This is a genomic window from Nonomuraea sp. NPDC003214 (genome assembly GCF_053590035.1).
Genome location: NZ_JBSFSX010000009.1, coordinates 146,483 through 160,727, shown reverse-complemented (window position 1 = coordinate 160,727; position 14,245 = coordinate 146,483). Strand labels below are relative to the sequence as shown.

Genomic DNA, 14,245 nt, shown 5'->3' with positions numbered 1-14,245 from the left:
GGCCGGCCGCGTTCACGCCATCCGGGCGGGATGGTGTCGTAGGGGCGGTTCACAGCAGGGGGACGGGCCTCACCTCCTCAGGGGGCGTGGTGCGGGGGTTCAGCCGGCGCAGGCGTAGCCGGAGGCCACGCTGGTCGAGCCGCTGGGCCGGCTGGCCTGGAAGCCGAACGAGGCCGGCAGCGAGGCGTTGTAGCCGAGGTTCCTGGCCGTCACCTTCTGCCCGTCGACCGTGACGGCGGCGTTCCAGGAGCCGACGATCGTGTGCCCGGCGGGCAGGGTGAACGTGACGGTCCAGCCGGAGCCGGTGCCGGTCACCGACACGGGCGAGACCACGTACCCGTTGCCCCACTGGCTGCCGACGGTCGCGGTGACCTCGCAGTCGCCCTCGCCGCCGCTGGGGAGCGTGCTGAACGCGGTGGTGGGTGAGGGCGCCGACTGGTTGCCCGCCGCGTCCCTGGCCCGCACGTACACCGTGTAACCGGTGCCGGGGGTGAGCCCGGTCAGGCTGATCGACGGGGTGGCCGAGCTGCCGAGCAGGGCGCCGCCGCTGTCGTGGACGTCGTAGCGGGTGACGCCCACGTTGTCGGTGGAGGCGGTCCAGGTCAGCGTGGCGCCGGTGGTGGTGATGCCGGAGGCCGCCGGGGCGCCCGGGGCGGTGGGCGGGGTGGTGTCGTCCGGGCCGCCGCCGCCGTAGATCGCGGCCTCGCGGGCGGTGGCGGCGATGCCGTCGGCGCCGTTGAACAGCCGCTCGCCCCACGGGGTGAGCTGGTCGACGTCGAAGTTCGTCACCTGGTCGAGGTACTCGACGCCGCCGCCGTTGCCGCTCCACGACCAGCCGAGGTAGCCGAGGCCGCGGCTGACGGCCTGGGCCATGATCGTGTCCTCGTCGGGGTTGCCGTCGGAGTGGTTGTGCCCGAACTCGCCGACGACCAGCGGCAGCCCGGCGGTGCGGAAGGCGTCCATGTAGGAGGTGATCTCCGCTGCCGTGTCGAAGACGCCGTACATGTGGACGGAGAAGATCGTGTTCTTGTCCGGGTCGCTGTCGAAGACGGCCCGGGCGTTGTCGCGCATGGTGAACTGCCAGTCCTGTCCCCAGTTGGGGGCGTCCACCATGAGCGCGTGGTCGAAGCCGTTGGCGCGCAGCTTCTGGATGGCGGCCGTGGTGGCGGCGGCCCAGCCGGGGGTGACGGCGTTGTTGCCGACGGGCTCGTTGCCGATGTTGACGATGACGTGGTCTTCCTGGCCGACCAGGGCGCTCTTGACGCTGATCCAGTAGTCGGCGGCGGCGTCGAGGGTGACGGCGCCGCTCTGCTCGCCGTAGCCCGTCGTGTCGTGATTTTCCAGGATGCAGATGAGCTTGTTCTGCTTGCACAGGGACACGACGTTGGCCACATCGGCGACGCCGTTGGCGGTCCAGCGCCCGCCGCTGAGCACCACGCGGACGGCGTTGGCGCCGAGCGACTTGATGTCGGCGAACGCCCGGGTCTGCGAGGTGTACCAGGTGTGGGCGTGGCTGGTGCCACGGATGACGAACTCCTGGCCGCCCTTCTCGACGATCTTCGTGCCGCTGACGTGCAGGCCGGTCGCGGCGTGGGCGGGAGAGGCGATCAGGACGACGGGGAGGAGCAGAAGTGCCGCCAGCGCGGCGAGCCGGGATCTCATGTGGTGCCTTTCGCTGGGAGGTCCCGCCCCCCACCGGGGAGGGCGGGACCCGTGTTCTCAGGCGGTGGTGCAGGTGATCGGGTCAGGGGTCGCCCCGCTGCCCGACGCGATGAAGCCGAAGGAGGCGGTCCCGCCGGGAGCGAGCGCGCCGTTCCAGGCCTCGTTGCCGACGGTGAGCGTGCCGCCGGACTGGCTGTGCTTGCCGCCCCAGAGCTGGCTGACGGTGCCGGACTGCGCCCAGGAGACCCTCCAGCCGCCGATCGCCGACGTGCCGGCGTTCTTCACCGTCACCTCGGCCTGATAGCCGCCGCTCCAGGAGTTGACCAGCTTGTACGTCGCCGTGCAACCGCCGGTGGGCGGCGGCGTGTCGGTGGTCGCGAAGGAGGTGCTCGCCGACGGCTCGGAGCTGTTGCCTGCGGCGTCCCTGGCCACCACGTGGACCGTGTACTCGGTGTCGGCGTCGAGCCCGGTCAGCTCGAAGGTCGTGCCCGGCGCGGTGCCCGCCTTCTCGCCGTCCAGGTAGACGTCGTAGCCGCTGACGCCGACGTTGTCGGTGGCCGCGGTCCACGACAGCCTGGCCGTGGAGCCGGTGATCGCGGAGACCGCCGGCTTGCCCGGGGTGCCGGGCGGGGTGTCGTCCTCCTCCTCGGGCCCCGGCGGGTTGCCCCAGATCTTGGTGGCGCCGCTGTAGAGCGTGATGTTGGAGGTACGGGCCGGCGTCGTGCCCGGCGTGGTCGGGATGCCCCGGTACGACCAGTCGTTGGCCGGGTCCCAGGTGCCCGCGCTGGCGATGCGGAACTGCACCTCACGGCGGTGCTGCGACTGCCCGGCGGGCGCGATGTCCTGCCCGGAGCAGTCGATGGCCACGTAGTAGGTGCTGCCGCCCGCCGCGTGCAGGGTCGGCGCCGCGCACTGGGTGTACGCCGACGACACCGTGATCTGCGACGCGGTGGTCGACCCGTCGAGCGTGAAGTAGTAGCGGAACGACCCGTCGGACAGCACCCGGGCGGGCCAGCCCGACTGGTTGCGCACGATGGCCTTGATCTCGGTGAAGTTCGTGCCGGAGGCGTTGACCCCGGCCTCCACGAAGATCTCCGGCCCGTCGGGCGTCTCGGCGACCGGGAAGCCCGCCGCCGGCGCGCCGCCGTACTCCTTGTAGAGCCGGGCGAGCGCGCTGGTGAAGCCCGCGTTGTAGTCGGTGGCGACCTCGTTCATCACGTAGTCGTCCCGCTTGTCGGTGTAGGCGTCGTCCGGGTCGGGCGGCCCGCCGACGAGCGCACCGTACAGCGTGTGACGGCTTTCCACAGGTGTGGATATCTGGTCCGTCCACGAGCCGTGCGCGGTCCGGTGGTGCGGCGCCTTCGGCGGGTTGGTGCCGAAACCGACCACGTACGAGGAGTTGCGTGGGTTGTCGCCGAGCGCGTAGTTGATCTGCCGCACCGCGAAGTCGTGGTAACGGGCCTTGCGCGTGGCGTCGCTGATCGAGTCGCTGTGCACCAGCGCCGCGAACGCCGTGTTGGCCGCGTACCGCAGCGACCCCCACCGGTCCAGCACCGCCTGGCCGCCCGGCGAGTAGCGCACCTTCGAGCCGTTCACGCCGACCGTCCACCAGTCGAGCCAGCGGTTGGCGTCGTCGAGGTACTTCTGCTTGCCGGTCAGCTTGTGCAGCAGCACGTAGGCGCCGTAGGACTTGTCGTCCCAGGCGATGGTCCACTTGTACGACTTGATGGAGGTCTGGGGCTCGGTGCCGAGGCTGTCGTAGGTCGACTCGGCCTTGGTCAGGAAAGCCGGGTCGTCGGTGGCCCTGTACAGCCAGATCGCGCCCCAGACCAGCTCATCGGTGAACCCGCTCCAGGAGTTGTAGTAACCCTGGGCGTCGGTGATGCACTCGCTGTACTTCTTCCTGACCGTGTCGGCGAAGGAGTACAGCTGCTTGGCATGCGTCACCAGCTTGTCCGCGTAAGCGGGGTCGGTCGGCCGGAAGACGATCGAGGAGGCGGCCATCGCCGCCGCCGTCTCGCCCGCCAGGTCCGACCCGCCGCACGACGCGTCGATCTTGTACGCCGGCCGGTCCATCGCCATGGCCTCGGCCGGGCCCCACCAGGCGTGGTCCCTGCCGCCGTGGCCGACCTGGCCGTAGAGCGTGTTGGGCGACGGGTGCGCCTTGACGAAGTAGTCGTTGACGTACCTGAGGTTGTTGAGCAGATGGGTGAGCTGGCCGGAGGCGGCGTAGGCGTCGCGGTACTCGACCGCGCCCCAGGCCAGCATGGTGGCGGAGAACGCCATCGGGAAGCCGAACTTCACGTGGTCGCCGGCGTCGTACCAGCCACCGGTGAGGTCCAGGCCGACGTCCGCGCCGTCGTCGAGGCCCGAGTCGCCGCGCCAGTTGACGCGGTTCCAGTCGGGCAGCTCGCCCGACTGCTGGGCCTCGTAGAACCAGAGCGACTTCTGCAGCGCCTCGCCGTACGCGAACGCCGGGGCGGCGGAGGCGGGCGGCGCGGCGACGATCAGGGGCACGGCGAGGGCCGCCGCCGCGACGGCGGCGACCCTCTTCACGAGCGGGTTGTTCACGGGAAGAGCCGTCCGAACTCCGCCAGGGCGACGGCCACGTCGACCTGCGCCCAGAAGCGGTGGTAGTTGAACGTGGGAGCCGGCCCGGTGCCGTCCAGGTAGGCCTTGACCTCGGGCCAGTCGGGGTCGTTCTCGTAGAAGGACCTGATCGACAGGAACGTCGAGTCCGAGTTGATCGGGTCGCCGTTCGGCATCGTGCCGGTCCAGCCCGCGGGCACGTGGACCGGGTCGTCGATGCGCTGGTAGTCGGTCTTGGTCTCCTCGACCGAGACGCCCTTGTCGTCGCGGTTCTCCCACACGGCGTCGAGCAGCGCCTTGGCCGTGTCACGGGCCTCGGCGTGGTTCGCCCGGGCCGCGTAGTACATCAGCACCTTGGCGTAGGAGCCGGCCACGCCGACGTCCTGGGTGTGGTTGACGACCTCGACGTGCAGGTCGGGGTTGGCCGGCGGCATGCCGGACGTGGCGTTGAAGTTGCCCGCCGGCTGGCCGGTCCAGCGCAGCGTGGACGGGATCTGGTAGTCGCCGCCGGCGCCGACCGTGGTGTTGTCGAGCGCCCAGGCCACCCACTTGTCGAGCAGGGCCTTGGCGTCGGCGTTGCCGGTGACGTTGTACAGCTCGGCCACCCGCTCCATGGTCCACGCCTGGAAGCCGAACCACTGGTTCGACGGCGGGTCATGGTAGACCGGCTGCCAGTCGTAGGCCATGCCGTGGAACTTGGGCAGGTTCGCCGGAGGCGTGGCGTAGTGTCCGTTCCAGCTGTTGGTCGCGCCGCCGGCGATGGCGCCCTCGGCCGACTGCAGCCAGGTGTAGAACTGGAGCTGCCGGGTGAGGCTGGTGCTCCAGTCGGTGGCGCCGGTCGCGCTCTCCGGCCGCAGCTCGGCCACGTTCGACAGCGCCCAGGCCGCGAACGGGTTCTGATAGCCGGAGTGGTTGTGGCTGGAGCCGATCCGCCAGGCCCAGCCGGCGCTGGAGTCGGTCGCGCCGCCCCAGGCGTAGTACCAGGACAGCAGGTAGCTGGCGGAGTTCTTGCCGGTGCCGGCCGGGCACGACGGGCTGGTGCAGCCCGGCTGCTTGAAGTACTTGTCGTACATGGCGTAACGCAGGTAGTCGCCCATCTTGGCGGCCTTCTCCACGGTCGCGGAGATCTGGTCCGCCTTGCCCTGCGCCTTGGCCCAGGTCAGCGCCCAGTACGCCACCTGCACGGCGCGCGCGTCGGCGTCCGGGGCGTTGGTGTACTTCCACTGCTTGGCGTAGGAGGAGTCCTTGATGAACAGGTCCAGGTAGCCGTTGGTGCCGCCGTGCGCGAACGTGTCGCAGGACGGCTGCGGGATCGTCTCGAAGACCGACTCCTCCGGGCCGCGCTGGTAGGTGTTGATGTAGGCGGGCTTGGTGGTGCCGTCGCCGCAGCGGCCGAAGCCGTAGGTGTTGTCCACGTCGAGCAGCCAGTGCATGCCGTAGACGTCCCGGGTGCCGTACGCGGTCTGCAGCTCGTTGGCGATCGGGTCGGAGCCCACGCTGACGCCCTGGTCGATCTGCGACGGGTAGTTGCTGATCTCCAGGTGCTCGGCCGCGTACGTGGCCGGCTTGGCCGGGTTGTAGAAGGAGTTCGTCGGCTGGTCCCTGGTCGCCGGGATGATGTACGTCTCCATCGACTCCCAGGCGTCGTTGAACTTCGTCCAGTCGCCGGTCACCTGGCCGTAGACCGCCTCCAGCCACAGGTAGTAGCTGTAGGCCTCGGAGGTGGTCTCGTGCCCGTGGTCGGGCGCCTCGACCATGAACGTCTCCACCGAGTGGTACGGCACGCCCTCGGGCGAGAAGTAGCCGTTGGCGGGGTCGTGCAGGTCGTTGTACATCTCGGTGAAGCGCTGGATGTACTCGTTGTCGCCGCCGGGCAGGTCGTCGTCCGCCTCGGTGGCGGTGACGTCGACCGGGTCGTAGCCGGTGGCGCTCACCCTGAACACCGCGGTGCCGGCGGAGGTGTCGGCGTCGTCGGCGGCCGACAGCGTGACGGTCTGGGCGGTGTTCCAGTTGGCCGTGGTGAAGGTGCGGCTGGCGCCGGCGCTGACGGTCAGGTCGGCGTCACCGCTGGCCCGCGCGGTGTTCACGGTCACGCTCGCGGCCGGCTGGCGCGAGAGCTTGACGGAGAACGTGGCGGTGCCGGTCTCCGGGACGGCCACGGACTGCGGGCTCACGACGAGCGCCGGCGTGCTGTCGGAGCCGACGGTGATGCCGACGGGCGCGGAGTTCGTGGTGGCGCCGTCGTTGTCGGTGGCCCTGGCGGTGATCGAATAGCTGCCGGCGGCCACGTTCTGCCAGTTGTAGGTGTAGGGCGCGCTGGTGTCGGTGCCCAGCAGGGTGGAGCCCTGGTAGAAGTCGACCTTGGAGACCGTGCCGTCGGAGTCGGCGGCGGTCGCCGCGATCGGCACGGTGGCCGGGGCGGTGAACGTCTGGCCGGCCGTGGGCGAGGTCAGGGAGACCGTGGGCGCCTCGTTGTCGTCCTCGCCGCCGCAGGTGGTGCCGTTGATCGCGAACGAGGTGGGGGCCGGGTTGCTGCCGGTCCAGGAGCCGTTGAAGCCGATGGAGGTACTGGCCCCGGTGGCGAGGGCGCCGTTCCACGGCATGTTCTTGGCGGTCACCCGGGTGCCCGACTGGCTCCAGGTGGCGCTCCAGCCCTGGTCGTACTTCTGTCCGGTGGTCGGGAAGTCGAAGGTCAGCGTCCAGTTCGTGAGCGGGTCGCCGAGGTTCTTGATGGCCACGCTGGCAGTGAAGCCGCCCTGGTTCGAGCCGCTGTTCCACTGGTTGGCGGTGTAGGTCACCTCGCAGGCGACGGCCGCGCTGGCGGGGGTCTGGGCGAGCACCGTGGTGGTGCTCGCCACCAGGACCAGCGCCGCGGCCGCGGATAACCGCCTGGCCAGGCGCGTGAGGAAGGGGCGGGGTCTGTGACTCACGGTTTCTCCATGGGAGTAGGGGGGTGGGAGCGCTCCCATGCCGCATTGTGCGCTTCGGCGAGGAGGAGATGTCAACGAAATGGCGTCCGGGTGACGGCCGGATTTCCTCTCACCTGCCTGCGTGGCATGAAAGTTTCACGGTGCTTGCCCGGCATCGCGCGAGCGTGTGGCCCGCCGGGGCCTCGGCGGGCCACCGGTCGCTGTACACATTTGTGAATGGCCGCCCACTATGGGAGCGCTCCCACTCACCACAGGAGATGATGATCCGTGAAACTCCTACGCGGCCTTCGGAGATGGGCCGTCACCGCGACAGCCACCTGTGTCGCGGCCGCCGGTCTCGTCGCCGGGCAGACGACCGCCGCCCACGCCGCGGTCTCCTGCGACGTCGTGTACACCCCCAACTCGTGGACATCCAGCCCTGGTCAGGGAGGTTTCACCGCGAACCTCACGCTGAAGAACCTGGGCGACCCCCTCAACGGCTGGACGCTGGCCTTCGACTTCCCCACCACCACCCAGAAGTACACCCCCAGCGGGTGGGGCGCGGAGATCAGCCAGTCGGGCACCCGGGTCACCGCCAAGAACATGCCGTGGAACGGCGCCCTCGCCACCGGGGCCAGCACCACCATCGGCTTCAACGGCACCTGGTCCGGCACCAACCCCAACCCGACCACGTTCACCGTGAACGGCACCACCTGCGGCGGCCCCGGCGGTGAGACCCCCGCGGTCGTCACCTCCGCCAGCTCCGTCGCCGTCAACGAGGGCGGCACCGCCACCTTCACCGCCAGGCTGTCGGCCGCCCCCTCCTCGAACGTGACCGTCAGCACCTCGCGGACCAGCGGCGACGCCGACCTGAGCGTCACCTCCGGCGCCTCGCTCACCTTCACCCCGTCGAACTGGAACACCGCGCAGACGGTCACCCTGGCCGCCGCGCAGGACGCCGACACGACGGCGGGCACCGCGGTCTTCACCGTCGGCGGCACCGGCGTCACCTCGACCACGGTCAACGCCACCGAGGTCGACGACGACAGCACCCAGGAGCAGTCGCTCATCGTCACCCCGACGTCCGTGACCGTCCCCGAGGGCGCCACCGGCGCCTACACCGTCCGCCTGGCCACCCAGCCGTCCTCCGGCGTCACCGTCACCACGACGGCCGGCAGCGGCGACGCCGACCTCACCGTGAGCTCCGGCGCCTCCCTGTCGTTCACCACGGCCAACTGGAACACGCCGCAGACCGTGACCCTGGCCGCCGCCCAGGACTCCGACGAGGTCAACGGCACCCGGACGTTCACCGTCGCCTCCACCGGCCTGACCTCCCGCACGGTCACCGCCACCGAGGCCGACGACGACGGCGACACCACCCCCGTCCACGTCGAGAACCCGTACGCCGGAGCCACCGGCTACATCAACCCGAGCTGGTCGACGAAGGCCGCCGCCGAGCCGGGCGGCGCCGCCATCGCCAACACCTCGACCGCCGTGTGGATGGACCGCATCGCCGCCATCGAGGGCCCCGGCGACGCCCTGGGCCTGCGTGAGCACATGGACGAGGCCGTGCGGCAGGACGCCGCCAACGGCGCCACGCCGCTGACCATCCAGGTCGTCGTCTACAACCTGCCCAACCGCGACTGCTCCGCCCTGGCCTCCAACGGCGAGCTGCGCATCTCCGAGAACGGCTTCAACCGCTACAAGGCCGAGTACATCGACCCGATCGCCGACATCCTCGACGACCCGCAGTACGCCAACCTGCGCATCGTCACGATCATCGAGCCCGACTCGCTGCCCAACCTGGTGACCAACATCAACACCTTCGCCGACTGCCGCGAGGCCAACGGCCCCGGCGGCTACGTCGACGGCGTCCGCTACGCGCTCGACAAGCTGCACGCGATCACCAACGTCTACACCTACGTCGACGCCGCCCACCACGCCTGGCTCGGCTGGGACTCGAACTTCCAGCCGTCGGTCGACCTGTTCCACCGCACCGTCGCCGGCACCGCGGCGGGCGTGGACAGCGTGGACGGCTTCATCGTCAACACCGCCAACTACTCCGCGCTCAAGGAGCCGCACTTCACCATCAACACGACGGTGAACGGCACCACGGTCCGCCAGTCCAAGTGGGTCGACTGGAACTACTACGTCGACGAGCACACCTTCGCCACCGCCCTGCGCAACGCCCTGATCGCCAAGGGCTTCCGCTCCGGGCTCGGCATGCTCGTCGACACCTCGCGCAACGGCTGGGGCGGCAGCGCCCGCCCGTCCGGCCCGAGCACCGCGACCAATGTGGACACCTTCGTCAACGAGTCGCGCGTCGACCGCCGCCTGCACGCCGGCAACTGGTGCAACCAGAGCGGCGCGGGCATCGGGATGCGGCCGACGGCCAACCCCGAGCCGGGCTTCGACGCCTACGTGTGGATCAAGCCTCCGGGCGAGTCGGACGGCTCCAGCAAGGAGATCCCGAACACCGAGGGCAAGAGGTTCGACCGGATGTGCGACCCGACCTACACCGGCAACGACCTCAACGGTCACAACATGTCCGGCGCGCTCGCTGACGCGCCGATCTCCGGCCAGTGGTTCTCGGCCCAGTTCCGCCAGCTCGTGCAGAACGCCTACCCGCCGCTGTCCTAACCCCTGATCACAGGGCCCAGGCCGCCGGATCAGCCCCCGGCCTGGGCCCTGTAACCATGTGTCAGCCCCTGCTGCGCCACTCCGACACGATCCGCTCGACGTCGTACGGGACGAGGTTGTGCGGCGGGCCGGACAGCCCGGTCCTGATGGCCTCGCGGATCCGGTCGTTGATCTCGTTGACGATCAGCCGGACCTCCCCCTCGGACCTGGCCTTCGCGGCGGCCGCGAGCGCCTGCTCGGCGTCCTTGCGCAGTTGCAGGCTCGGCGGGAGCGGCATCGACAGCCCCTCGCTCTCCAGCTTCTGCTTGATCCACCAGTGCTCGTCGTACGGCTTGTCGGCCCCGGGAAGCGGCTTGCCCGCGCCCGGCAGGTCGTCGAACTCGCCGCGTTCCTGGGCTTCCCTGATCTGCCGGTCCACCCAGCTCTCGAACTGCATCCCGCCCGGCTTGCGCTCGGTCACACGCGATCCCCTCTCCCTACGCGAGGTTGTGGCGCGGGGCGGCGGGCGGCCGCCAGCCCAGCATCGCCTCCGTCATCCGCACGGACGCCACGGTGGCGGGCACGTCGTGCACCCGGACGATCCGCGCCCCGCGCAGGATCGCCATCACGTTCGCGGCGATCGTGCCCTCGGTCCGCTCCCCCTGCGGGCGGCCGATGCTCTCCCCGATGAAGTCCTTGTTGGACAGCGCCACCAGCAGCGGGTAGCCGACGGCGGCGACCTCGTCCAGCCGGCGCATCAGCTCCAGCGAGTGGTAGGTGTTCTTGTTGAGGTCGTGGCCCGGGTCGATGACGACGCGGTCGGGGGCGATCCCCGCCGCCAGCGCGGCCTCCACCCGCTCGCGCAGGTAGGCGGTGACGTCGGCGACGATGTCGGCGTAGTCGGGCCTGAACACCCGGCGCCCCGGCCCGCCCAGGCTGTGGGTGACGACCACGGTGACGCCGGTGCGGGCGGCGACCTCGGCGATGCCGGGCTCGCGCAGCCCGTTGGTGTCGTTGAGCACGTCGGCGCCCGCGGCGATCGCGGCCTCGGCGACGGCCGCGCGGTGGGTGTCGACGCTGATCACCGCGTCGGTGACGCGCCGCACCTCGGAGATCACCGGCACGACGCGGTCGATCTCCTCCTCTACGCCGATCTCCGCCTGGGCGGCGCTGAAGGCGAACCCGCCGATGTCGACCCAGTCGGCGCCCTGCTCGACCGCTCGCGACGCCGCCTCGACGGCCCGCTCCAGGGCGAAGGTCCGGCCCTGGTCGTGGAAGGAGTTGGGGGTGCGGTTGACGATCGCCATGATCGCCACCTGTCGCCGGAAGTCGAACTCGCGCCGCCCGATCCGCCGCACGGGGTGGGACATCTCGGACGGGGCAGTGCTCACTCCACCGGTCACGACACCATCCCCTTACGAGCTCGGGCCACCTGCTTGGCAGCCTACCTTCCGGGGAGCCCGGGGGCCCTGCTGCGTCAGCCGGTGAAGGGTCAGGCGGTGAAGCGCATGCGGTGGGGGCGTTCGGTGGCGACGCGGATGCGCCTCATCCGGGGGCGGGACGCGCACGGGCGCCGGGGCAGGCGCATGGCGAGCTCCACGACGGTCCCGTCGGGGCCGGTGTGGAAGTCGGCGTCGTCGCACAGCCGCTTGATCAGGAAGATGCCCCGGCCGCTGCCCGAGGTGTCGGGCGGGCGCTGACGGCTCTCGACGTAGTGGTGGGGGATGCCGGAGCCCCGGTCGGCGGTCTCGGCGCGCAGGACGCCGTCGGCCGTCCACAGCTTGAGCGTGCCGTGCCCGCCGGCGTGCGTCACGACGTTGATGACGCTCTCGTGCACGGCGAGGACGAAGTCCTCGAGCCTCGGGCCGGCCAGTCCGGCCCCGGACGCGTGCCGGGCGACGGCCTGACGGATCCGGGTGACCTCCCGGCGGGTGAAGGGCTGGGTCATGAGCGTGCGCATGGCAGCTTTCCTCGCGCTGTTCCTCGTCGTCGGCGGGCCGCGCTGCTGGACCTCACAGGGCTTCCCCACTGCCCTGACAGCCGGGCTTCACACCTTCGACCGGCCGCCGATCCCGGTGGCGAACTCGCGCAGCCGCCTCGGCGCGCTGTCGGGGGCGAGCGGCGCGGTGTCCATGCCGGCGCCGTCGTGCAGTCCTTCCAGCAGCGCCTTGATCGCGTCGGGCGCCGAGTGCCTGGGCGTCCAGCCGAGCACGTGGCGGGCGCGGTCCACGTTCATCAGCGGGATGCGCAGCGCCAGCTCCAGCAGGCCGGGCGCGGCGGGGATGAGCCGCAGGTGCCAGCCGGCGGCGACGGCGGCCCGCGCGACCCCGGCCGGGACCGGCACGGTCCTGGCGCCGAGCAGCTCGGCGAGCTCGGCCGGGCCGAGCACCGGCTCGGCGGCCAGGTTGAAGGCGCCGGTGACGGGCTTGGTGACGGCCAGGCGGTAGGCCTCGGCGGCGTCGTCGGCGTGCAGGATCTGCATCTTGAGCCCGGGGATGTCGGGCACGAACGGGATCCGGCCCGCCCTGACCAGCCTGCGCGGCAGCAGCGGCCCGGCGAACAGCCTGCGCTGCTCGGTCGCCGCCTGCCGCTGGAAGATGAAGCCCGGCCGCATCCGCACCACCCGGACGCCCGGGTTGTCGTGCTCGAACACGTCCAGCACCCGCTCCACGTACGCCTTCTCGCGCCCGTACGCGGCTCCCGGGTAGCCGTGGGTGGGCCAGGTCTCGTCGACCCGCACCTCCTTCGGGCCGGGCGAGTACGCGCCGACGGAGGAGGCGTGGACCAGCGCGGGCACGCCCGCCTGGGCGACGGCCTGGAAGACCCGCATGCTGCCGAGCACGTTGGCCCGCCAGGTCGCGGTGGCGTCACGGGTCGGCTGGAACAGCCAGGCCAGGTGCACGACCGCGGCGGCGCCGTCGAAGATCTGCGCGAGATCGCTGGTGACGACGTCCGCCTTGACCCATTCGGTGCGGCCGGGACGCCAGCCGGGCAGCCTGCGGGCGACGCCGACGATGGACGTCACGCTCTCGTCGGCTTCCAGGGCCCGGATCACGCTCGTGCCGACATTGCCCGTCGCACCCACCACCACGACTCTCATGGCGCACCGCCTGCCCCGTCAGAAGGGGACGAAACGGGCTGGTCAGGGTTCGATCAGCACCTTGATCGCGCCGTCCCGCTTCTTCTGGAACATCTCGTACGCCTCCGGCGCCCGCTGCAACGGGACCCGGTGCGTGGCCAGGTCCATCACGCCGAGCGGATCGGCGTCGTCGGTGACCAGCGGCATCAGCGCGCCGACCCACCGCCTGACGTGCGCCTGGCCCATCCGCAGCGAGATGCCCTTGTCGAACATGCGCAGCATCGGCATCGGGTCGGTCATGCCGCCGTAGACGCCGATGACGGAGATCACGCCGCCGCGCCGTACGGTGTCGATGGCCTGGTTGAGTGCGGCGAGGCGGTCCACGCCCGCGTGGCTCATGAGCTGGGCGGCCAGCGCGTCGGGCAGCGCGCCCGTCATCGTCTGGGCCAGCTTGGCGGCGGGCGAGCCGTGCGCCTCCATGCCGACGGCGTCGATCACCGAGTCGGTGCCGCGTCCCGAGGTGAGCTGCCTGACCGCCTCCGGCACGTCGGTGGTCTCGCTCGCGTCGACGACCTCGACCCCGTGGCGGCGGGCCATCTCCAGCCGCTCGGGCACGCCGTCGACGCCGATGACCCGGTGGCCGAGGTGGCGGGCGATGCGGGCGCACATCTGGCCGATGGGGCCGAGCCCGAAGACCGTGAGGCTGCCCCCGTCGGGCAGATGTGCGTACTGGACGGCCTGCCAGGCGGTGGGCAGCACGTCCGACAGGTAGACGAACCGCTCGTCCGGCGGCCCGTTCGGCACCTTGATCGGGCCGAACTGGGCCTGCGGCACCCGCAGGTACTCGGCCTGGCCGCCCGGCACCTGGCCGTACAGCTTGGTGTAGCCGAACAGCGCGGCGCCCATGCCGTGCTCGCGGACCTGGGTGGTCTCGCACTGGGCGTACAGCTCCATGCCGCACATGTGGCAGTGGCCGCAGGAGATGTTGAACGGGACCACCACCCGGTCGCCCGGCCTCAGCGTGGTGACCTGCGAGCCGACCTCCTCGACGATGCCCATCGGCTCGTGGCCGAGGATGTCGCCCTGGGTCAAGAACGGCCCGAGCACCTCGTACAGGTGCAGGTCGGAGCCGCACAGGCCGGTCGTGGTGACCTTGATGACGGCGTCGTTCGGTTCCTTGATCTGCGGGTCGGGGACGTCCTCGACCCGGACGTCGCGCTTGCCGTGCCAGGTGACGGCCTTCATGGCAACTCCTCAGGATCGGCTTCACGAGCCGCATACCCCCACAAAGCACCCCTAGGCCGGGGGGCGCGAATCGCCTCCATGTGTCATGACAAACCCTTGGACCAGGCGTTCTTCAGTCCGGAAAAACTCCATCCGGTAAACA

9 protein-coding genes are annotated in these 14,245 nt (G+C 70.9%); 1 reads left to right on the top strand and 8 read right to left on the bottom strand.

Features of this window, described 5'->3' with window-relative positions; translation table 11 throughout:
• Nucleotides 1-99 precede the first annotated feature (99 nt).
• The 3 genes from ACWDXC_RS28655 to ACWDXC_RS28645 are packed head-to-tail and all read right to left on the bottom strand — an operon-like array spanning nt 100 to nt 7,181.
• Nucleotides 100-1,662: a cellulase family glycosylhydrolase gene (locus tag ACWDXC_RS28655; protein ID WP_449986777.1), complete on the bottom strand. Its 1,563-nt coding sequence runs from the start codon at nt 1,660-1,662 to the stop codon at nt 100-102.
• Nucleotides 1,663-1,719: 57 nt separating this feature from the next.
• Complete coding sequence (locus tag ACWDXC_RS28650; protein ID WP_449986775.1) at nt 1,720-4,218, bottom strand: glycoside hydrolase family 9 protein; 2,499 nt, start codon at nt 4,216-4,218, stop codon at nt 1,720-1,722.
• 11 nt (nt 4,219-4,229) lie between these two features.
• Complete coding sequence (locus tag ACWDXC_RS28645; RefSeq protein WP_449986773.1) at nt 4,230-7,181, bottom strand: glycoside hydrolase family 48 protein; 2,952 nt, start codon at nt 7,179-7,181, stop codon at nt 4,230-4,232.
• Between the two features lie 267 nt (nt 7,182-7,448).
• Here ACWDXC_RS28645 and ACWDXC_RS28640 point away from each other — a divergent pair, with 267 nt between their 5' ends.
• Complete coding sequence (locus tag ACWDXC_RS28640) at nt 7,449-9,800, top strand: glycoside hydrolase family 6 protein (protein WP_449986772.1); 2,352 nt, start codon at nt 7,449-7,451, stop codon at nt 9,798-9,800.
• A gap of 61 nt (nt 9,801-9,861) precedes the next feature.
• On the opposite strand, the gene ACWDXC_RS28635 is transcribed toward ACWDXC_RS28640, so the two are convergent.
• From ACWDXC_RS28635 to ACWDXC_RS28615, 5 genes are all read right to left on the bottom strand, one after another.
• Nucleotides 9,862-10,260, bottom strand: coding sequence for a DnaJ family domain-containing protein (locus ACWDXC_RS28635; protein WP_449986770.1), 399 nt, complete (start codon nt 10,258-10,260; stop codon nt 9,862-9,864).
• A 16-nt stretch (nt 10,261-10,276) separates the two neighbouring features.
• Nucleotides 10,277-11,182, bottom strand: a complete 906-nt coding sequence (gene folP / locus ACWDXC_RS28630) for a dihydropteroate synthase (protein ID WP_449986768.1) — start codon at nt 11,180-11,182, stop codon at nt 10,277-10,279.
• An 89-nt stretch (nt 11,183-11,271) separates the two neighbouring features.
• Nucleotides 11,272-11,739 (bottom strand): ATP-binding protein, encoded by a 468-nt coding sequence (locus ACWDXC_RS28625; RefSeq protein WP_449986767.1) that lies wholly within the window; start codon nt 11,737-11,739, stop codon nt 11,272-11,274.
• An 87-nt stretch (nt 11,740-11,826) separates the two neighbouring features.
• Nucleotides 11,827-12,879, bottom strand: coding sequence for an NAD-dependent epimerase/dehydratase family protein (locus ACWDXC_RS28620; protein ID WP_449986765.1), 1,053 nt, complete (start codon nt 12,877-12,879; stop codon nt 11,827-11,829).
• Between the two features lie 42 nt (nt 12,880-12,921).
• Nucleotides 12,922-14,103, bottom strand: coding sequence for a zinc-dependent alcohol dehydrogenase (locus ACWDXC_RS28615; RefSeq protein ID WP_449986764.1), 1,182 nt, complete (start codon nt 14,101-14,103; stop codon nt 12,922-12,924).
• Nucleotides 14,104-14,245 lie beyond the last annotated feature (142 nt).

Coding starts and splice junctions, on each gene's coding strand:
- ACWDXC_RS28655 (WP_449986777.1), bottom strand. CDS start 1,662: ATGAGATCCCGGCTCGCCGCGCTGGCGGCACTTCTGCTCCTCCCCGTC.
- ACWDXC_RS28625 (WP_449986767.1), bottom strand. CDS start 11,739: ATGCGCACGCTCATGACCCAGCCCTTCACCCGCCGGGAGGTCACCCGG.
- ACWDXC_RS28620 (WP_449986765.1), bottom strand. CDS start 12,879: ATGAGAGTCGTGGTGGTGGGTGCGACGGGCAATGTCGGCACGAGCGTG.
- ACWDXC_RS28615 (WP_449986764.1), bottom strand. CDS start 14,103: ATGAAGGCCGTCACCTGGCACGGCAAGCGCGACGTCCGGGTCGAGGAC.